This is a genomic window from Novosphingobium pokkalii, assembly GCF_014652855.1.
In the GTDB taxonomy this organism is placed as follows: Bacteria; Pseudomonadota; Alphaproteobacteria; order Sphingomonadales; family Sphingomonadaceae; genus Novosphingobium; species Novosphingobium pokkalii.
Genome location: NZ_BMZP01000005.1, coordinates 162,312 through 182,386, shown reverse-complemented (window position 1 = coordinate 182,386; position 20,075 = coordinate 162,312). Strand labels below are relative to the sequence as shown.

The window sequence follows — 20,075 nt, the reverse complement described above, 5'->3', positions numbered from 1 at the left end:
CCCGGCTGCTCATGTCGGAAACTCGGTCAGGCCGAAGCGACGTGCCCCGGCAGTGGAAGATGCCGCGCGCGATCCCGCCAGGCGGCCGACCAGCGGCCCCATCAGGACCAGCGTGACCAGCAGCAGGGCAATCTCGATCGCGTAGATCACGCCATAGCCCGTGGCGTGATGGGCGAGCGTCAGGCCCAGGCCATCGGACACGGCAAAGGTGGAAACCAGATCGCGCAGCACGCCGCCAAAGGCGATGGCGAGGCCCGCCGCCGTGGTCTGCACCGCGCCCCAGGCGCCGAGCGCGAGGCCGGCCATGTCGGCACTCGCGGCGTCGCTGCCCGCTTGCCCCATCGCGGCGGTGAGCGTGCCGACCGAAAACAGCCCGGCCCCTGCGCCGATGACCAGCGCGCCCAGGCCCAATGCCAGCGGGCTTTGCAGCGGCGCGGCAAAGATCACCAGGAGGAAGGCGGCAATGCCCAGCACTACGCCATAGCCGGCAATGCGCAGGGCATCGATACCGCCGCCCAGCCAGCGCGCCGACAGCGCAAAGCCGGCGAGCGCGCCGAGCGCCCAGGCGCCCGACAGGCTGGTGGTGGCCCCCACCGACAAGTGCAGCACTTGCCCGCCATAGGGTTCGAGCAGCGGATCCTGCATGGCAAAGGCCGCCGCGCCCAGGCCGACCGTGGCGAGCAGGCGCATGGTCAGCGGCTGCGCGGCATAGCGTTGCCACACCACCGCAAACGCCGGGCGCGGCGTCTGCGGCGAAGCGATCGCTTCGCTGCGCGCTTCCTGCTTCCACAAAGCGACGACGTTGAGCACGAAAGTGAGCACCGCGCAGGCCTGGATCACCTGGACCAAACGAGTGGGCGTGAAATGGTTGAGCAGCCCACCCAAAATGGTGGAGCAGACCATCATCCCGGCGAGCAGCGCGAGATAGAGCAGCGCCACGGCGCGGGCGCGGCGATCTTCGGGCAGGAGATCGCCCACCAGCGCCAGCCCGGCCGTCTGCGTGGTGTGCATGCCGGTGCCCGCGAGCAGGAAAGCCAGCGCACTGGCGGAAAGGCCCACCGGGAAGAGATGTGGATCGCGCATCAGCAGCAGGGCAAAGGGCATGATGGCCAGGCCGCCGAACTGCATCAGCGTGCCAAACCAGATGAACGGCACCCGGCGCCAGCCCAGCACCGAGCGATGCACATCGGACCGGTGGCCGATCAGCGCGCGAAACGGTGCGGCGAGCAGGGGAATCGCGATCATCAGCGAAACCAGCCAGGCATGGATGCCCAGTTCCACGATCAGCACGCGGTTGAGCGTGCCGTTGAGCAGCACGGTCATCATCCCCACGCTGACCTGGAACAGCGACAGGCGCAGCAGGCGCGGCAGCGTGACATCGGCGCTGGCCGCATCGGCAAAGGGCAGCCAGGTCAGCGCCACCCGGCTCCACCGTTGGGCAAGAGGCATGCGCGCGGCCATCAGCGGCGCACCAGTTCCAAGCCTTGGGAAATGTAGAACCCGCTGGTGATCCGCCCGCTGCGGCCAAGCTGCCAGCCCTGGAGCGAGACGAGGCGGGCGCGCAGCGCGGCTTCGGGAATGGGCTGGATCGCGGGGGAGCGATTGGCGCGCGGGAAAGCCTGGCCCACGGCATGCATCGCGCCGAGCAGGCGGGTGTGCGGAGCGAACGTGAAGACCAGCGAGCGATTGCAGCGCGCCGCCAGCCGCTCCACCGCCCAGGCCATGTCTTCCAGCGGATAGTGGATCAGCGAATCCATCGCGACGATGTGATCAAAGCGCGCCTGTCCATCATGGGTGGCGGGGGGATCGAGCATGTCGCCCACGTGCCAGTCGATCCGGCCATGGCCAAGGAATGCGGGCGCGCGTTGCTGCGCGATATCGACCAGGCCGCCCGCCACGTCGATCGCGCTGACCGCCGCGCCGCGCCAGGCGGCTTCCACGCTGAGGCTGCCGGTGCCGCAGCCGGCATCGAGCACGGTGCAGCGGCGCAGGTCCTGCGGCAGCCAGCCGAGCAATTGCGCGCGCATCGCGTTGCGCCCGGCGCGCACGGTGGCGCGGATGCCGCTGACCTTGGCGGTGGAGGTCAGGTCGATCCACGCCTTGCGCGCGCTGCCGTCAAAATACTGCGCCAGCCGTTCGCGTTGCACTTCATAGGGAGAAAGCGGGTGCGTGCTCATCATTCGTACCCCAGGAAATCGAAGATATCGCGGTCTTTCATCGGCATCGCCGCAACCGGATCGACCCCGTCCCACAGCATCTGCGCCAGGCGCAGGTATTCGTTCTGCGCGGCGAGCACTTCGGGCGAAGGTTCCATCTCGAACAGCGTACATTTCTTCAGGCGGCTGCGGCGGATGGCGTCGAGATCGCGGAAATGGGCAAGGCGGCGCATGCCGATGGCCTGGCTGAAGCGGTCGATCTCGTCCGTGGCGGCGGAGCGATTGGCGATCACCCCGGCCAGGCGCACGTTGTAGTTCTTGGCCTTGGCGCCGATCGCCGCAACGATGCGGTTCATCGCGAAGATCGAGTCGAAATCGTTGGCCGCCACCACCAGCGCGCGCTCGGCATGCTGGAGCGGCGCGGCAAAGCCGCCGCAGACCACGTCGCCCAGCACATCGAAGATGACCACGTCGGTATCGTCGAGCAGGTGGTGCTGTTTCAGCAATTTGACCGTCTGCCCCACGACATAGCCGCCGCAGCCGGTGCCGGCGGGCGGGCCACCGGCCTCCACACACATCACCCCGTTGTAGCCTTCGAACATGTAGTCTTCGGGGCGCAGTTCCTCGGCGTGAAATTCCACCTGTTCGAGCACGTCGATCACCGTGGGCATCAGCTTCTTGGTGAGGGTGAAAGTGGAATCATGCTTGGGGTCGCAGCCGATCTGGAGCACGCGGTGCCCGAGCTTGGAGAAGGCGGCAGAGAGGTTGGACGAAGTGGTCGACTTCCCGATGCCGCCCTTGCCATAGACGGCAAAGACCTTGGCCGTGCCGATCCGGTCTTGCGGATCGAGCCGCACTTGCACCGAGCCTTCGCCATCGAGAAGGCCGGCGGGAAAGCGTGTGCGGGTGTCGAGCAGAGTCATGCCGGTTTCCTCATTGCGCCGCGAACACGCCTTCGAGGCGGTCCTCCAGCTCGTCGCTGGCGAAGCGCAGGGCTTCGAGCGTCTGTTCATCGGGTTCCCACAAGTGGCGTTCGCAGGCTTCGAGCAGGCGATTGGCGACGCGGGCACAACTGTTGGGGTTGAGCTGCGAAAGGCGTGCGCGCATCTGCGGATCGAGCACGAAAGTTTCGCTGATGCGCTGATAGACCCAGGGCGCGACCTGGCCGGTGGTGGCCGACCAGCCGACGGTGTTGGTCACATGCTGTTCGATGCTGCGCACGCCTTCAAAGCCATGGCGCAGCATGCCCTCGAACCACTTGGGATTGAGCGTGCGGGTGCGGGTTTCCAGGTCGATCTGTTCGGCGAGGGTACGCACCTTGGCCGCGCCTTGCGTGGCATCGAGGATATAGACCCTGGCTTCCTTCCCCTTGGCCCGGGCCACCGAGCGGCTGACCCCACCCAAGCCATCGACATATTGATCGAGATCGGTGATGCCGACTTCGACGCTTTCCAGGTTCTGGTAGACGAAATCGACATCGCGCAGCGCGCTTTGCAGCAATTCGCGCCGCGCCACGGGCGGACCCTTGACGCCATAGGCATAGCCCTTGTGCGTTTCAAAGGCGTTGGCCAGTTCCTCGGGCGCGGTCCACACGCCGCCTTCGATCATCTGGTTGACGTTGGCGCCATAGGCGCCTTCGGCGTTGGAAAAGACGCGCAGCGCCGCCGTTTCAAAATCGCATTCGTGCTGCGCCTGGTGGGCCAGGGTGTGCTTGCGCACGAAATTGGCGCTCAGCGGTTCGTCGGCACGGGCAGCGAGCAGCGCGGCCTCTGCCAGCATGCGCGTCTGCATCGGCAGCAGGTCGCGGAAAATGCCCGAAAGCGTGACGACCACGTCCACGCGCGGACGGCCCAGTTGGGCCAGCGGCACCAGCTCGGCGCCCACCACGCGGCCATAGCTGTCGATGCGTGGGCGCGCGCCGATCAGGCTCATTGCCTGGGCGATTTGCAGCCCTTCGCTTTTCATGTTGTCGGTGCCCCACAGCACCATGGCCAGGCTTTCGGGGAAGGGCTCGCCGCTTTCGAGGTGGCGGGCGATCAGCCGCTCGGCCTGTTCCTGCCCCTGGATGCAGGCAAAGCGGCTGGGCATGGCAAAGGGATCGAAGCCGTGGATGTTGCGCCCGGTGGGCAGCACCTCGCGATTGGCGAGAATGTCTCCGCCCGGCGCAGGCTTGATGTACCCGCCATCGAGTGCGTGAATCACGGCGCCGATCTCGTCGCTGGCATCGAGTGCGGCCTCGATCGCGGCGCGCTCGGCATCAGGATCGGCGTCCAGCATGGCGTCGATCAATTCGCTGCGGTGCGTGCCCTGTGGCGCCTGGCCCAGCACATGCAGCCCTTCCGGGATCAGCGTGCGTTCCAGTTCATAGAGCGCGGGGGCGAGATCGCCGATCGCGATGCAATCGAGATCGAGTGCCGCGCATTGCTCGCGGATCAGGGCTTCGAGCGCGTCCCGCTCCTCCCCGGCGGCAGACCAGCGCCAGCGCTCCACGCTGGATTTCAGCTCGGCAAAGCCGCGATAGAGCCCGGCGCGGGCGAGCGCGGGGGTGAGATAGCTGACCAGCGTGGCGCCCGAGCGGCGCTTGGCCAGAATGCCTTCGGACGGATTGTTGGAGGCATAGAGGTAGAAATTCGGCAGATCGCCGAGCAGGCGTTCGGGCCAGCAGGCGCCGCACAGGCCGGCCTGCTTGCCGGGCATGAATTCCAGCGCGCCGTGGGTGCCGAAATGCAGCACGGCGTGGGCGGCGAAATCGTGGCGGATATAGCTGTAGAACGCGGCGAAGGCGTGGGTGGGGGCAAAGCCGCCCTCGAACAGCAGCCGCATCGGATCGCCTTCATAGCCAAAGCCCGGCTGCACCCCGACGAAGACCTTGCCGAAATGCGCGCCGAGCACATGGATATGCGCGCCATCGGATTGCAGGCGGCCGGGCGCGGCGCCCCATTGCGCCTCGATCTGGGCCAAATGGGGCTCGCGCCGGACGTGATCGTCGGCATGGATGCGCGCGGCGACATTGGCATCGCTGCCGAAGCGGGCGGCGTTGCCGTGGAGTATTGCGTCCTGCAAGGCCGCGACGCTTTCGGGCACGATCACGTCATAGCCTTCGGCCGCGAGGCGGGCGAGCGTGGCGTGGAGGGATTCAAACACGGCCAGGTGCGCGGCCGAACCGGTGGCGCCGGAATTGGGCGGAAAGTTGAAGATGGTGATGGCAATGCGCCGCTCCGCCCGCGCGGCGCGGCGCAGGGCGATCAGCTTGGCGACTTTGCCGGCGAGCGCGGCTGCCCGTTCCGGATCGCCGCGCATGGCCTGGATCGGGCCGGTGATCAGTGCTTCTTCGGGGGTGGACGGCGCCGCGCTGCGGCCGCCGAACACGCTGGGGCAGATCGCGCCGTCGAGTTCTGGCAGGGCGACCATCATCGTCGCTTCGAGCGGCACCAGCCCGGTGCGGCGCGCGCGCCACTCCTCGATCGTCTGGAATTCCACGGCGTGGGCGGCGATGTAGGGCACATCGAACCCGGCGAGTGTTTCCACCGCTGCGCCGGAATCGTTGTAGGCCGGGCCACCGACCAGCGAAAAGCCGCTGGCGTTGACGATGGCGTCCACCGCCACCACCCCATCGCGGCGGAAGTAGCGCTCCATCGCGGTGCGCGCATCCAGCCCGCTGAAAAAGGCCGGGATCACGCGCAGCCCGGCCGCTTCCATCGCGGCGATCAAGCCGTCGTAATGCCCGGCATCGTTGCCCAGCAGGTAGGAGCGCAGCAGCAGCAGCCCGACCGTGCCGCGCGGGCCCTTGGCCGGCGGCAGCAGCGCCAGGCTTTCCGACATGCGCTGCGTGGTGCGCGGGTGATAGACGCCGAGTTCGGGATAGACGCGGGGCGGCGCGGCAGGCGTGTTGCCCCGGCGCGGCTCGCGCGGGCCGGCGGCATAGCGGTCGATCAGGCTGCACACCATGGCGACCACGTTGTCGTCCGATCCGGCGAGCCAGTATTGCAGGGTGAGGAAATAGGCGCGCACATCCTGCGCGGTGCCGGGGATAAAGCGCAGGATCTTGGGCAGGCGGCGCAGCATGCGCATCTGCCCGGCGCCGGAATTGGCACTGCCGCCGGGCTTGGGCCGGGTCGAGCCGCGCAGCCGCTTGAGCAGGGCGAGCGGCCCCTTGGCCGGGGCATCCATGCGATAGGCGCCCATGCGCGTGAGGCGGGTCAGCTCGCCCGCCGACATCAGGCAGACCATGGCGTCGCAGGCTTCGCGCCGCTCCACCAGCGTGGGCAGGATGGCGCGGATGTGATCGTCGAGGAACAGCATCGTGGCGATGACGATGTCGGCCTTCATCACGGCGGTCTTCGCCCGGTCGAGCGCGCCGGCCTCGCGGTCCCAATCGCCGGCGGCGTGAAGCGTCAGGCTGATCCCGGCGGGGGCGAGATGCGCGCCGGCGCGTTCCACCGCGCCGCGCAGGTGGTTATCCAGCGTGACGATCGCCACTCTGACGGGCGCGCCGGGCACCGGGGCGGGGGAGGGCGCACTAGCGGGCATAGTGGGCCTTCGCATCATAGAGCGTGGCGATGTCGATCTGCGCGCGGCCTTCCAGCACGGCAAAGCGTTCGGTGTTGGAACGCGCCTTGCCGCGCACGAAGAACGGCACCTTGCGCAGTTCGCGTTCGGCGTCGCTGGTCCAGGGGATGGTGTCGTGGCTGGCGGGCACCGCTTCCGGCGCGCTGACCGGCGCAGCATGGGCGGCAAGGTGCGACGGGCCGGCCGCGTCGGAAAACTCGAAATCGTCGCGGAACATGGTCAGCAGGTGTTCTTCCAGCCCCATGACCAGCGGATGCACCCAGGTGTCGAAAATCACGTTGGCGCCTTCGAAGCCCATCTGCGGGCTGTGGCGCGCGGGGAAATCCTGGACGTGGACCGGAGCGGAAATCACCGCGCACGGCAGGCCCAGGCGCTTGGCGATGTGGCGCTCCATCTGCGTGCCCAGCACAAGTTCGGGCGCCGCGGCGCGGATCGCGTCCTCGACCACAAGGTGATCGTCGGTGATCAATGGATCGAGGCCATGGTGCGCGGCGGCGGCGCGCATCTCGCGGGCGAATTCGCGGTTGTAGCAGCCCAGGCCGCAGACGGTGAAACCCAGCTCTTCGGCCGCGATCCGCGCGGCGGCAATGGCATGGGTGGCATCGCCGAAGATGAAGACGCGCTTGCCGGTGAGATAGGTCGAATCGACCGAGCGGCTCCACCACGGCAGGCGCGAGGTGGGCGTGGCGAGAGCCGGTGCCGGATCGACCCCGGCCACGGCGGCGACGGCGGCAATGAAGTCGCGCGTGGCGCCCACCCCGATCGGCACCACGTCGATCGCCGGCTGGCCGAATGTGCGGCCCAGCCAGCGCGCCGCCTCGGCGCCGATTTCGGGATAGAGCACGACGTTAAAATCGGCCCGGCCCAAGGCGCGCAGATCGGCCGGCGTGGCACCCAGCGGCGCCACGCAGTTGACGCCGACGCCCATGGATTCCAGCAGCTTGACCACTTCGACCACGTCATCCCGGTGGCGGAAGCCCAGCGCGCAGGGGCCGAGCAGGTTGGCCAGCGGGCGGCGCCCTTCGCGCGGGGCGGGGCGCACCGCGGGATCGGCGAGGTGGCGCACCATGCGATAGAAAGTTTCGGCCGCGCCCCAGTTTTCCTTGCGCTGATAGCTGGGCAGTTCCAGCGGGATCACCGGGCAGGGTAGGCTGAGCGCTTCGGCCAGGCCCGCCGGATCGTCCTGGATCAGTTCGGCAGTGCACGAGGCGCCGACGAGCAGGGCCTGCGGGGCAAAGCGCTCCGCCGCCTCGCGGATCGCGTCCTGAAGCAGGGCGGCAGTATCCTTGCCGAGGTCGCGCGCCTGGAACGTGGTATAGGTGACCGGCGGGCGCTGGTTGCGCCGCTCGATCATCGTGAACAGCAGATCGGCATAGGTATCGCCCTGCGGGGCGTGCAGCACATAGTGGACGCCTTCCATTGCCGTGGCCACCCGCATGGCCCCCACATGGGGCGGGCCTTCATAGGTCCAGACGGCAAGCTGCATGGCGCTACACCCTCAACACGTCGCGCCGCCGCAGCGGCCGGGCAAAGAGGTCGGCAAGGTCGCCGGCCTGGTCGAAACCGTGGATGGGCGAGAACACCAGTTCGATCGCCCACTTGGTGGCAAGGCCTTCGGCCTCCAGCGGATTGGCAAGGCCCAGGCCGCAGACGGTAAGGTCGGGCCGGTCGGCGCGCACGCGATCGAGCTGGCGCTCGACATGCTGGCCTTCGCTGAGCCGCGTGGCGATCGGCAGCAGCGGCAGTTCGCGCGCCATCAGGTCGCGGTGGAGGTAGGGCGTGCCCACTTCGACCGGCACCATGCCGAGTTCGGTGGAGAGAAACCGCGCGAGCGGCACTTCAAGCTGCGAATCCGGCAGGAAGGTGATGCGCTTGCCGGAAAGCTGCGCCTGGCTGTGCGCGATCGCGCGCTTGGCGCGTTCGCGGCCCGGCGCAACCACGCGGTTGAAATGCATGGGTGAAACGCCGAAGGCATCGGCCGCGGCGCGCAGCCAGTCGGTCGTGCCTTCGGCGCCGAAGGGGAACAGGGCATCCAGCCGCCGCGCTCCCCGGTCCTGCAAGGCGCGCACCGTCTCGCCCAGGAACGGCTGCGCCAGAAGAAAGCGGGTCTGCGGCCCGATTGCGGGCAGATCGGCCAGGCGCCGGGCCGGCAGCCAGCCCGGCTCGGGCAGGCCGAGTTCGGCAAACAGGCGGCGGAACTGGTCCTCCACCACATCGGGCAAAGTGCCAACGACCAGCAGGCCGGGGGCGGCGCCCGATGCGGTGGCGGGCATCTGCGGCACCAGCGCGGCGAGGCAGGCGTCTTCGCCTTCGGTAAAGGTGGTTTCGATGCCGCTGCCCGAATAATGCAGCACCCGCCGGCCTTGGCCCAGGCTGCGGTCCAGCCGCTGCGCCGCCTTGCCCAGATCGAGCTTGATCACTTCGGACGGGCAGGAGCCGACCAGGAACAGCGTGCGGATTTCCGGGCGGCGTTCGAGCAGTTGCAGCGCAATGCGGTCCAGCTCGTCGTTGCAATCGGCCATGCCGGCCAGATCGCGTTCCTCGATGATGGCCGTGGCAAAGCGCGGCTCGGCAAAGATCATCACCCCGGCGGCCGATTGCAGCAGATGGGCACACGTGCGCGAGCCGACCACCAGGAAGAAGGCATCCTGCATCTTGCGGTGCAGCCAGACGATCCCGGTCAGCCCGCAGAACACCGTGCGCTGGCCGCGCTCGCGCAGCACGGCCGGAACGGCGGATCCGGTGGCTGACGGGGCGAGGCTCAGGTCGCCGCTCATGCCGCCACCGCCCATGACGGCGTGGGCAGGGCGTTGTCCGGATTCTGCGCTTCGAGCCGCGCGGCGCGCAGCTTGAGCAGGAATTGCCCGGCATTGATCACATAGGTGGCATAGCCGGCCAGCGCGATTGCCATGCGCTGCTCGAACGTGCCGATCCCGCCCAGCAGCATCGCCAGGTAGGCGGTGTGCAGCGCGATCACCAGCATCGAGACCACGTCTTCCCAGAAGAACGCGGGGGCAAACAGCCAGCGGCCGAACACCACCTTTTCCCAGATCGAGCCGGTGATCATGATGGCATAGAGCGTGAGTGTCTTGGCCACGACCGAAAGATCGGCCAGGCCTGTGCCGCGATGGGTCAGCAGGCTGTGGATCACCAGGGCCAGGCTGGTGAGGAACACGGCGAACTGGAACGGCGCGAGCAGGCCCTGAACCAGGGTCCACCGAGTCGAGTCGCGGCGGTGGCGTTCCTGCGCGGTGTAGAGCGGGCGCCGGGATGGCTTGCGCGCTCCAGCACTCTGGCGGCGCGTGGTGCCGGAACTGATCGCATCCCCTCTCATGTGTCGATGCTCACCGTTGTTGTTGCGGGGAGACTACGCCTCACTGCGCGCAAGTGTCAATCTAACTTGACGACAATAGATAGTGACACTTTGCCGTTTGTCAGATCGCGGAAAAGGGCGTAGGCTCATGGTCCCGGACACAAGCGCCCTGATCGGTGCGGCCGTGCGGGCAAGGCGCGATCGGCGCCGTCCCAGACCGGAGGGGTCTGCCATGGCAACTGTTTTTGGTGCAGGCGCGGCCAAGCGCGCCGGCCGGGGGGAAGGGACCACCCGGACCAAGGATGGACGTGGAGCCGCATCCGGAACGCCGGCCGCGGGGAAGCGGGATTCGATACGCGCCTGTCCTCCCACCGCTGTCGACGCGCTGATCAGCGAGCAGATCATTCCCCGGCTGCTGATGGCCCAGGCCCACGGCCTGATGCCGCGCGATATGGTCGCGGGAACGCAAGCGGTCGATCCGGCCGAAGCCGCGAAGTTTGCCTCGCTGCCGCTGGAACTGGAAGCGGACGAACTGCTGGTCCTGGTGGAAGGCATTCTGGCCCGGGGCGTCAGCGTCGAATCCGTGTTCATCGATCTCTTGGCGCCATCGGCCCGCCGCCTGGGCCAGCATTGGGAAGACGACGACTGCGATTTCGTGGACGTGACGATGGGCCTGTGGCGCTTGCAGGAAGTGATGCGCGAAGTGACCTTGCGCTTCCCGCCGCCGCGCGCCGCCCCGGCCCGCCCACGGGCCGCGCTGTTTGCCCCGCTGCCCGGCGACGCGCACAGTTTCGGCGCGCTGATGGTGGAGGAAGTGTTTGCCCGCGCCGGGTGGCAAACCGAGGTGATGATCGAGCCGGAACGCAAGGAATTGCTGCAACATATTGCCGATCACAGCCTCGATCTGGTCGGCTTGACCATCAGTTGCGATTGTCCTAACGCAAAGCTTGCGAGCCTGATTTCCGCCATGCGCAGTGTATCGCGATCGCCCGATCTGAAGATTCTCATTGGTGGAAGAATGGTGAACGCCAATCCCGCACTCGTGGCCAGCCTCGTGGCGGAGGTCGGCGCCGATGGCAGCGCGCCCGACGCTTGCGGCGCGCTCGATCTGGCCGAGCGCCTGGTGCCGGTCCAGGCGCTGGTCGCCCGGTTCGGCGCGTAGTTTGGCGCGGCCATGCCTACCCGACGCAACAGCATAGAAGGCAAGCTGCCTTTCACCACCGCGTCTGCACATCTGGCCGGGCTGGGCGGGGATGACGCGGCGCGTCTCGCCATGGTTGCAGGCGATATCACGCTGGTGCTCGATGCGGCTGGCCGCATTGTCGACGTGGCGGCCAATCCGCGCGAATTTCCCGAAGCCGGTGGCTGGACCGGGCGCGAATGGCTCGACACCGTGACGGTCGAAAGCCGGCCCAAGGTGATGGAAATGCTCAGCGCGATGCGCAAGGGCGTGACGCAGCACTGGCGCCAGGTGAACCTGATATCGGGCGAAGGCGATATTCCGGTGCGCTTCGTCACGGTCAGCCTAGGCGCGACCGGATGCCTCGCCATCGGCCGCGACATGCGTGACGAGGCCGCGCTGCAACAGCGCATGCTTCAGGCGCAGCAGTCGCTGGAGCGCGATTATATCCGCCTGCGCCAATTGGAAGCGCGCTATCGCCTGCTGTTCGAGCAGACGGTGGAGCCGGTGCTGATCGTCGATGCCGACAGCTTCCGCATTCGCGAGGCCAACCAGGCCGCGCACCAGGTGTTCCGCAGCCGCGCCGGTGCGCTGCTGGGCGGCAAGCTGACGGCGTTGTTTGCCAATCCCGTGCGCGAGCAGGTGATTGCGTTCCTGGGATCGGCGATGGTTTCGCAAGGTCTTGCCCCGCTTGACGTTGCACTGGCGCAAGGTGGCGAGACGGTCCGCCTTTCCGCCAATGGCTTTCGCGAGCGGGGCGGGCAATTTCTGCTGGTGCGCCTGTTGCAGACGGCAGATGCCGGACGGCCCGATGCCGGGGTGACCGCCCGCGTGATCGAGTCGATGCCCGATGCTTTCGTGCTGACCGATGCGGCGATGATCATTCGCGAGGCCAATGCCGCCTTTGTCGAACTGGTCGGCGCGGCCAGTGCCGAGCAGTTGCGCGGCCAGTCGCTGGGCGACCATGTCGGCCGGCCGGGCATCGACCTGGACTTGATCGAGAGCCAACTGGCCAAGCACGACAGCGCGCGCAACGTGATGACCGTGGTCGGCGCGCGCGATGGTTTCGAGGGCGAGCCGGTGGAGCTTTCCGCCGTGCGCGCCTCGGGCGATCCGGTATGCTTTGGCTTCGTCATCCGCCCGGTCGGCCGCCGCCTGCGCGATCTGCCGCCCACCAGCGACTCGCCGCGATCGGTGGAGCAGTTGACCGAACTGGTCGGCCGCATGTCGCTGCGCGACATCGTGCGCGAGAGCACCGACCTGATCGAGCGCCTGTGCATCGAGGCGGCGCTGGAATACACCGCCAACAACCGCGCCTCGGCCGCCGAAATCCTCGGCTTGAGCCGCCAGAGCCTCTATTCCAAGCTGCATCGCTATGGCTTGGGCAACATGGCTGACGCAGAAGATTGACACTTGAATCTGTCAATTTGATTTGACGCTTGGCCGGGCTTGGGCGTAGTCTCGCACCATGGCTCGCTCGGTTGCCTTTCCTGCGATGGCGCCTTTTCCGGCGCTGCTGGACGTTGTCACCCTGCTCAAGCCGATCACCTGGTTTCCGCCGATGTGGGCGATGCTCTGTGGGGTCGTATCCTCGGGCGTGGCGGTCTCTTCGCGCTGGTCGTTCCTGATCGCCGGGATAGCGCTGGCCGGGCCGCTGGTCTGCGGCACGAGCCAGGCGGTCAATGACTGGTTCGATCGCCATGTCGATGCCATCAACGAGCCGCACCGCCCGATCCCGTCTGGCCGCATTGCCGGGCGCTGGGGCCTGGCCATCGCGATTGGCTGGAGCGTTGTGTCGCTCGCCGTTGCCGCGCTGACCGGGCCATGGGTGCTGGCGGCAACGGCGCTGGGCCTCGCCGGGGCCTGGGCCTATAGCGCGCCGCCGTTCCGCTTCAAGACGAGCGGCTGGGTCGGCCCGGCGGTGGTCGGCTTCAGTTATGAAGGGTTGAGCTGGTTCACCGGAGCGGCGGTCATGGCCGGGGCGCTGCCCTCCGGGCGCGTGCTGGCGCTGCTGTGTCTTTATAGCCTGGGCGCGCATGGCATCATGACGCTCAACGATTTCAAGGCGGTGACCGGCGACCGGGTGATGGGCCTGCGTTCCTTGCCGGTCGTGCTGGGAGAGCGCCGGGCGGCGCTGCTGGCCAGCGTGGTCATGGCCGTGCCGCAGATGGTCGTCGTCGTGCTGCTGTCGCGCTGGGGGATGGTGCTGCCGGCGGTGGCAGTCGCCGTGATGCTCGCCGCGCAGCTTGCCCTGATGCCGCGCCTGGTCGCCGATCCGGCGCGCCGGGCGCCCTGGTACAACGCCACCGGCGTCTCGCTTTACGTGCTTGGCATGATGGCCGCCGCGCTCGGCCTGGGAGGATACTTGTGAGACAGCACGCCTTTGGCTGGTGGTCGATCCTGCGGCTGGGCATGGTCCAGGCGGCGATCGGGGCGATCACGATGCTCGCCACGTCCCTGCTCAACCGCCTGATGGTGCTGGAATATGGCCTGGCCGCCGGGATTCCCGCCGGCCTGGTCGCCTGGCACTATGGCGTGCAGCTCTCGCGCCCGCTGTGGGGCCATGGGTCAGACATCGGGCGGCGGCGCAGCCCATGGATCCTGGCGGGCATGGCCACGCTGGGGCTGGGGGCGTTGCTGGCGGTGCATGGCGTGACCATGCTGGGCCATGCGCGGGTCCAGGGGCTGGCGCTGTGTGTCTTTGCCTTTACCCTGATCGGTGCCGGCGTGGGCGCGGCAGGCACCTCGGTTCTGGCCTTGCTGGCCACCGGCGTGGCGCCGCAAAGGCGCGCGGCAGCGGCGGCGACGACGTGGATCATGATGGTTTTCGGCATCGTGGTGGCGGCCGGCACGGCAGGCGCGTTGCTCGATCCTTATTCCGAAGCGCGCTTGCAGACCGTGGCGATGGGCATGGTCGGCGCGGCCTGTGCGGTCACCTTGCTGGCCACGTTCCGTCTGGAAGGGCGCGGGCCATTGCTGGCGCAGGCCCCGGTGGCGGTGGTGCCGGCACTGTCCTTGCGCGAGGCGCTGGGCGAGATCTTTGCCGATGACGAGGCGCGGCGCTTCACCCTGTTCGTGTTCGTCTCAATGCTGTCCTACAGCATGCAGGACCTGATCCTGGAGCCGTTCACCGGCCTGGTCTTTGCGATGACGCCGGGGCAATCGACGAGTTTGTCGGGCCTTCAGAACGGGGGCGTGCTGGTCGGGATGATTGCCTGCGGCGTGGGCGGCAGTGCGTTTCGCGGGCGCCTGCCGATCGAATTGCGCACCTGGACGATGATCGGCTGCCTGGGTTCCGCCGTGGCGCTGGCGGGATTGGCGATGGCCGCCTGTGTCGGGCCGGGCTGGCCGATTGCCGCCAATATCGCGCTGCTGGGCCTGTGCAACGGCGCCTTTGCGGTGTCGGCGATCGGATCGATGATGGGCCTGGCGGGCGCAGGGCGCGCCAATGGCGAAGGCGTGCGCATGGGCGTGTGGGGCACGGCGCAGGCCATCGCCTTTGGCCTGGGCGGGCTGATCGGTGCGCTGGGCGTGGACGTGGCGCGTGGCGCCTTCGGCCAGCCGGGCATGGCCTTTGGCCTGATCTTTGCCGCCGAAGCCGCGCTGTTCCTCTATTCCGCGCTGCTCGCGTTGCGCACGCGCCGGCCCTCGCTGGCCGGCACTCCTCTGACGGCGGTAAAGCTATGAGCGGAAACGCTGCCTATGATGTCGTGGTGATCGGCGGCGGTCCTTGCGGAGCCACCGCCGCGTGGGATCTGGCGCGGGCGGGATGCTCCGTGCTGCTGCTCGATCGCGGCGGGCGGATCAAGCCCTGTGGCGGCGCGGTGCCGCCGCGCCTGCTCGAAGAGTTCGACGTGCCGCAGACCTTGCTGGTGGCGCGGGCGCGCGCGGCGCGCATGGTCGCGCCCTCGCGCCGGGCGGTGGACATGCCGGTGGGCGATATCGGCTATGTCGGCATGGTCGATCGCGAAGTGTTCGACGAATGGCTGCGCGTCCGCGCCGAGGCGGCAGGGGCAGAGCGCCGCACCGGCACGTATGACAGCATCGTGCGCGACGCGGCCGGCACCGCGATCGTGCGCTATCGCGCCGAACGTGGCGGTGACCTGCGCGAGGTGCGCGCTCGGCTGGTGGTCGGCGCGGATGGCGCGCGGTCTGCCGTGGCGCGCGCGCATGTGCCGGGGGGCGAGCGCAACCCTTGCGTCTTTGCCTATCACGAAGTGATCCGCGCCCCGGCCACCACGGCGCAAGGGTTCGACGGCGCGCGCTGCGACGTGCTCTACCAGGGCCGCGTCTCGCCCGATTTCTATGGCTGGGTCTTTCCCCATGGCGAGACGGCCAGCGTCGGCGTCGGTTCGGCGCAGAAGGGCTTTTCCCTGCGCGGGGCGGTGCAGATGATGCGCGAGGATCTGGGCCTGACGCGGTGCGAGACGATCCGCTGCGAAGGCGCGCCGATCCCGCTCAAGCCCTTGAAGCGCTGGGACAATGGCCGTGACGTCTTGCTGGCGGGCGACGCCGCCGGGGTGGTGGCGCCGGCTTCGGGCGAAGGCATCTATTACGCCATGGCCGGTGGGCGGATTGCGGCGCAGACGGCGCAGGCGTTCCTGGCCAGCGGCAATCCTGCGGTGCTGCGCCAGGCGCGGCGCGATTTCCTGCGCGCGCATGGCCGCGTGTTTTGGATCCTGGGGATGATGCAGTATTTCTGGTATTCCAGCGACAAGCGCCGCGAACGCTTCGTGGCGATGTGCGCGGATCGCGATGTCCAGCAACTGACGTGGCAGGCCTATATGAACAAGCGGCTGGTGCGGCGCCAGCCGATGGCCCACTTGCGCATTTTCCTCAAGGATTGCGCCCACCTGCTTGGGCTATCGCGTCCTGCGCCGCAGGGCGATCTGGAAAGGGCCGTGCCATGAACCGCAAGTGGACCATGCCGGTGGGCGCCATGCCGGTGGGCATCGCCGTGATCGCGGCGCTGGTCGTTGCGCTGCTGGGCGGCACGATCACCGATCTGGGGCCATGGTATCAATCGCTGCACAAGCCGGCGATGACGCCGCCGCGCCCGGTGTTCCCGATTGCCTGGACGGTGATCTTCGCGCTGGCGGCCACGGCTGGAGTCACCGCCTGGCGCAACGCGCGCGACGTGCGCACCTCGGACACGGTGATCGGCCTGTTCGCGCTCAACGGCTTTCTCAACATTCTGTGGAGCCTGCTGTTCTTCCGGCTGCAACGGCCGGACTGGGCGCTGATCGAACTGATCCTGCTGTGGTGCTCGATCGCGCTGCTGATCGGCTATTGCGCGCGCATCTCGCGCCTCGCGGCGGCCTTGCTGCTGCCCTATATCGCCTGGGTGAGCGTGGCGGGGCTGCTCAACTGGCAGGTCGTGCAGCTCAACGGGCCGTTCTGACGCGATGGACGCCTATTTCGCCAGCGGCCATGCGGCAGACGGGATGCTGGTCGCGCTGCTGCTGGAAGCGGCATGGCTGCTGGCGCGTGGGCGCCCGCCGGGTCTGGTCTGCGTGATGCTGGGGCCGGGCGCGCTGATGGTGCTGGGCCTGCGCGGCGCGCTGACCGGGGCAGCTTGGCCATGGATCGCGCTGCCGCTGGCGCTGTCCCTGCCGTTGCATCTGGCCGATCCCCGCCTGTGGCAACGCGGCGAGCGGACAAAAAAGACCGCCGGCCCCCTGGGAGTGGGACCGGCGGCGAGGGAGGGTCTGGTCAAAAACTGGCGCGCACGCCGATGCGATACATCCGGCCGATGACGTCGTAGAGCAGCGGGTTCACGTCGATCCCGGTGTTGGTCTGCGGCGATGCGGCGGGATCGTGGTTGAACAGGTTGTCCACTTTGGCATAGGCGGTGATCGCCTTGGTCACGTTATAAGTGGCGCCCACATCGAAATAGAGCGCGCCGGGCATGCGGTTGTTGTCGATCGTGGGGTGGAGCGTCGCCTGCTGCGCGGTCTGCACCGGGCAATCGGTCTGGCATTCGATGTATTCGTTGCTGATCTTGCCCGCGCTGAACCAGCGCTGGGTGAACGTCAGGCTGAACGTATCGGTATCCCAGCTTTCGGTGGCGAGCACTTTCCACTTCGGCGTGGCCCCGGCATTGACCCCGGCGCCCTGGGTGGGGATCGTGTTGGGCAGGCCGATATCGGTGATGTAGTTGCGCACATTGGTGGCCAGCGCGCGCAAGGTCAGGTTGCCGGGCAGCTTGAGGCTGTCGAGCCGGAACTGGTAGCTCGCCTCGATATCGAAGCCATCGGTGAAGATCGAGGCGAGATTGAACGCCTGGACGTTGACATAGGGCGTGGCGGCATTGAGATCGAAGGCGCTGCACAGTTGCGTCACCCCGCCATAGCAGTAGTTCACTTCCTGCTGCGCGCTGAGCGAAGACACCACGCCTTTCACCTTGATGCGATAGTAATCGACCGAGAGGTTGAGGCCCGGCGCCCAGCCGGGGCGGGACAGCACGATGCCGGCCTCGGTATTGCGCGCGATTTCCGGCTTGAGCCCGGTGTTCCCGATCGTGTTCTGCTGCACGGTGACGGGCTGGTTGTTGTTGAACGGGTTGGTCAGCCCCGGCACGGTGACGGTGATCGGCGCGGCATAGAGCTCGCTCAGATTGGGCGCCCGCACATCGCGCGAGGTCACCGCGCGCAGGCGGATGCCGTCCACCGGCGTCTGCCAGGTGCCGCCGATCTTCCACGTATAGACCGTGCCCGAGGTGCTGTAGTGCGTGGCGCGGCCAGCCAGGTTCAGGTTGGCCTTGCCCGCGCCGGGCGTGTCGACCAGCGGCAGGTTCGCTTCGAGGAAACCTTCGTAGACCGAATACTTGCCGCTGCCGTCGTGATAGTTGCCCGCGTACCAGTTGTTGCCGGCGGTGTTGAGCAGCGGATCGGCCGGGTAATCGGCGGTGTTGGGATTGCTGGCGGTGACCCCGTTGCCATAGGGATCGCCCTTCACCCGGTAGAATTCGTGGCGCCATTCGCCGCCGAAGGCCAGCGATACCGGGCCGGCCCAGGTGGAAAACGGCTGGTTGTTGAAGGCGATGCTGGCCACGTCCTGGGTCTGGCGGGTGTGCTGGTGGGGCCCGTGGGCCGGGGTGATATAGGCCAGCGTCGCCGCGCTGGGCGTGGCGCCGCCGATGATGTTGAGCGGCACGCAGCCGCTGGCGCGCGCGGCCGGATCGGCGCAGGCGATGGTGCCATCGTCCAGGCGCACCGCCTGGATCGCCGCGTTGTAGCGGGCGTTGAGCGTGATGTTGCTCACCGTGATGTCGGTGATGTTCTCGCCATGCTCGACATAGGCGTCATAGTGCAGGTCGCTGCCTAGGAACGGGATCTTGCCCTTGGCCCCGGCGACAAAGCGATATTGCTCGCGCACCGGATTGACGTTGATGAACTTGGGCAGCACCGCGTTGCTCACGCCGTACTTGAAGCTGGTGATGCCGTTGGCCGCGCACAGATCCTGGATCGAGGTGGGCACGAACGGGTTGGAGCATTGCAGGGTGATCGAGTTGGCCTTGGCCGCGCCGGGATTGGGCGTGTTGTTCGACGTGACGCGCGCCACGTTGACCGTGGCATAGACTTCGTTGTCGGGATCGATATCGAAGCCGATGCGGCCATAGCCGTTGGTGCGGGTGATTTCCGATTGCAGGCTGGTGCCGTTGCCGACGTTGCCCGAAAGATCGCCACCCACGCAGAAGCCGTTGTTGCAGCCGGTGACGGTGCCGGCGGCGTTCTTGTCGGGCACGCCGTTGGAGCCATAGACGAAGTTGAACGGCTTGCCACTCTGGTCAAAGGCGATGCCCTGGAGCGGGCCGGCGGTGATCAGGCCATACTTGGTGTATTGATAGGCCTGCGCATGCTTGCTGTTGCGGTATTGCGGCGTGCCATCGGTGTGCAGCCCGGTGTTGATCAGGGTTTCGGTTTCGTACCAGTCGCGTCCGTTGGGGCCGGGGCCTTCGCCGAAACCATAGGCGGGGATGCCGTTCTCATGGCTGTATTCGCCGCTGACCACCACGTGCAGGCGGCCATCCATGAAGGATTTCCCGGCTGCGGCCTGGAACGTGTAGTTGTAATCGTCGCCATAAGTGGTGATGCCGTTCTGCGCGTTGGCCTTGAAGCCTTCAAAGTGGGTGTTGGTGACGAAATTGACCACGCCGCCCACCGCGTCCGAGCCATAGGACGCCGAGGCGCCGCCGGTGACCACGTCCACCCGATCGACCAGCAATTGCGGGAACAGGCTGATATCGGGCACGCCGGTGACATTGGCGCCGACCACGCGCTGCCCGTCGAGCAGGGTGAGCGTACGGATCGGCCCGAGGCCGCGCAGGCTGAACGAGCTGAGCCCTTGGGTGCCGCTGGAGGTGCTGTTGGTGCCATAGGTGGCGCCGGTGCTGCCCTGGAGCGAGGGCAACTGGGCGATCGTGGTAAAGATGTTGGGCTGCGCGCTCTTGGCGATCACGGCGGCGCTGAGCACCTGGGTGGGGGTGGGCGCGCTGAAGCCGCTGGAGGTGATGCGCGAACCGGTGACGACGATTTCGCCGGTGCTGGGCGTGGGCGCCGCGGCCGGGGCAGGGGTTTCGGGCAAGGCGGCCGGCGCGGCCTCTTGCGCCAGCACCGGGCAGGCCCAGGCCAGCGCCACGAGCGCGGTGCCTTTGGCCAGAGCCGTGCGCAGCGGCCTGCTGCTCGACGGGGCGGTTGGCGTGGTGGTCATCGAAATCTCCCCCATGGATGGTCGCGTGGCCGGTGATGTTGTCCCGGCCCGGTTTGGTATCGCTAACAATTCTGTGCGTGGTCCCGGCGTTGGCAGCCGGGTTTCCGCGTGGCTTGGGCATAGGGCCGTGCGGCGCCTGGCGCAG

At 67.7% G+C, this 20,075-nt stretch carries 15 protein-coding genes; 7 read left to right on the top strand and 8 right to left on the bottom strand.

Annotated elements, in window-relative coordinates; all coding sequences use genetic code 11:
• Positions 1 to 9: 9 nt before the first annotated feature.
• Genes IE191_RS07415 through bchF form a run of 7 tightly spaced genes read right to left on the bottom strand, consistent with a single transcriptional unit; the run spans position 10 to position 10,059 of the window.
• Entirely contained in the window at positions 10 to 1,449 is a 1,440-nt protein-coding gene (locus tag IE191_RS07415) for a BCD family MFS transporter (protein WP_229815172.1), read from the bottom strand.
• An 11-nt stretch (positions 1,450 to 1,460) separates the two neighbouring features.
• Positions 1,461 to 2,177, bottom strand: a complete 717-nt coding sequence (bchM, locus tag IE191_RS07410; protein ID WP_191323729.1) for a magnesium protoporphyrin IX methyltransferase — start codon at positions 2,175 to 2,177, stop codon at positions 1,461 to 1,463.
• Positions 2,177 to 3,079 carry a ferredoxin:protochlorophyllide reductase (ATP-dependent) iron-sulfur ATP-binding protein gene (bchL, locus tag IE191_RS07405; RefSeq protein ID WP_191323728.1) on the bottom strand — a complete coding sequence of 301 codons (903 nt, stop codon included), beginning with the start codon at positions 3,077 to 3,079 and terminating at the stop codon, positions 2,177 to 2,179. Before bchL ends, bchM begins: the two co-directional genes overlap by 1 nt.
• A gap of 10 nt (positions 3,080 to 3,089) precedes the next feature.
• The gene (locus tag IE191_RS07400; protein ID WP_191323727.1) at positions 3,090 to 6,686 is read right to left on the bottom strand and encodes a cobaltochelatase subunit CobN; all 3,597 of its coding nucleotides are present in this window, start codon (positions 6,684 to 6,686) and stop codon (positions 3,090 to 3,092) included.
• On the bottom strand, positions 6,676 to 8,211 hold the full coding sequence (gene bchB / locus IE191_RS07395; RefSeq protein WP_191323726.1) for a ferredoxin:protochlorophyllide reductase (ATP-dependent) subunit B: 1,536 nt from the start codon (positions 8,209 to 8,211) through the stop codon (positions 6,676 to 6,678). Before bchB ends, IE191_RS07400 begins: the two co-directional genes overlap by 11 nt.
• Before the next feature lie 4 nt (positions 8,212 to 8,215).
• Positions 8,216 to 9,502 carry a ferredoxin:protochlorophyllide reductase (ATP-dependent) subunit N gene (locus IE191_RS07390; protein WP_191323725.1) on the bottom strand — a complete coding sequence of 429 codons (1,287 nt, stop codon included), beginning with the start codon at positions 9,500 to 9,502 and terminating at the stop codon, positions 8,216 to 8,218.
• Positions 9,499 to 10,059, bottom strand: coding sequence for a 2-vinyl bacteriochlorophyllide hydratase (gene bchF / locus IE191_RS07385; RefSeq protein WP_191323724.1), 561 nt, complete (start codon positions 10,057 to 10,059; stop codon positions 9,499 to 9,501). Before bchF ends, IE191_RS07390 begins: the two co-directional genes overlap by 4 nt.
• A gap of 211 nt (positions 10,060 to 10,270) precedes the next feature.
• Here bchF and IE191_RS07380 point away from each other — a divergent pair, with 211 nt between their 5' ends.
• The 7 genes from IE191_RS07380 (at position 10,271) to IE191_RS21020 (ending at position 16,974) form a co-directional block, all read left to right on the top strand.
• Positions 10,271 to 11,200: a cobalamin B12-binding domain-containing protein gene (locus IE191_RS07380; protein ID WP_191323723.1), complete on the top strand. Its 930-nt coding sequence runs from the start codon at positions 10,271 to 10,273 to the stop codon at positions 11,198 to 11,200.
• 12 nt (positions 11,201 to 11,212) lie between these two features.
• A complete protein-coding gene (gene ppsR / locus IE191_RS07375; protein ID WP_191323722.1) occupies positions 11,213 to 12,628 on the top strand; it encodes a transcriptional regulator PpsR in 1,416 nt (471 codons plus the stop codon).
• An 85-nt stretch (positions 12,629 to 12,713) separates the two neighbouring features.
• Positions 12,714 to 13,589 (top strand): chlorophyll synthase ChlG, encoded by an 876-nt coding sequence (chlG, locus tag IE191_RS07370; RefSeq protein WP_229815171.1) that lies wholly within the window; start codon positions 12,714 to 12,716, stop codon positions 13,587 to 13,589.
• Entirely contained in the window at positions 13,586 to 14,905 is a 1,320-nt protein-coding gene (locus tag IE191_RS07365) for a BCD family MFS transporter (protein ID WP_308432886.1), read from the top strand. The genes chlG and IE191_RS07365 overlap by 4 nt, the downstream gene beginning before the upstream one ends.
• On the top strand, positions 14,902 to 16,128 hold the full coding sequence (locus tag IE191_RS07360) for a geranylgeranyl diphosphate reductase (protein WP_191323720.1): 1,227 nt from the start codon (positions 14,902 to 14,904) through the stop codon (positions 16,126 to 16,128). The genes IE191_RS07365 and IE191_RS07360 overlap by 4 nt, the downstream gene beginning before the upstream one ends.
• Positions 16,125 to 16,619 carry a TspO/MBR family protein gene (locus tag IE191_RS07355; RefSeq protein WP_191323719.1) on the top strand — a complete coding sequence of 165 codons (495 nt, stop codon included), beginning with the start codon at positions 16,125 to 16,127 and terminating at the stop codon, positions 16,617 to 16,619. The genes IE191_RS07360 and IE191_RS07355 overlap by 4 nt, the downstream gene beginning before the upstream one ends.
• Positions 16,620 to 16,623: 4 nt before the next feature.
• The gene (locus IE191_RS21020; protein WP_229815170.1) at positions 16,624 to 16,974 is read left to right on the top strand and encodes a hypothetical protein; all 351 of its coding nucleotides are present in this window, start codon (positions 16,624 to 16,626) and stop codon (positions 16,972 to 16,974) included.
• On the opposite strand, the gene IE191_RS07345 is transcribed toward IE191_RS21020, so the two are convergent.
• The gene (locus IE191_RS07345) at positions 16,931 to 19,930 is read right to left on the bottom strand and encodes a TonB-dependent receptor plug domain-containing protein (RefSeq protein WP_229815169.1); all 3,000 of its coding nucleotides are present in this window, start codon (positions 19,928 to 19,930) and stop codon (positions 16,931 to 16,933) included. The genes IE191_RS21020 and IE191_RS07345 overlap by 44 nt on opposite strands.
• Between the last annotated feature and the right edge of the window lie 145 nt (positions 19,931 to 20,075).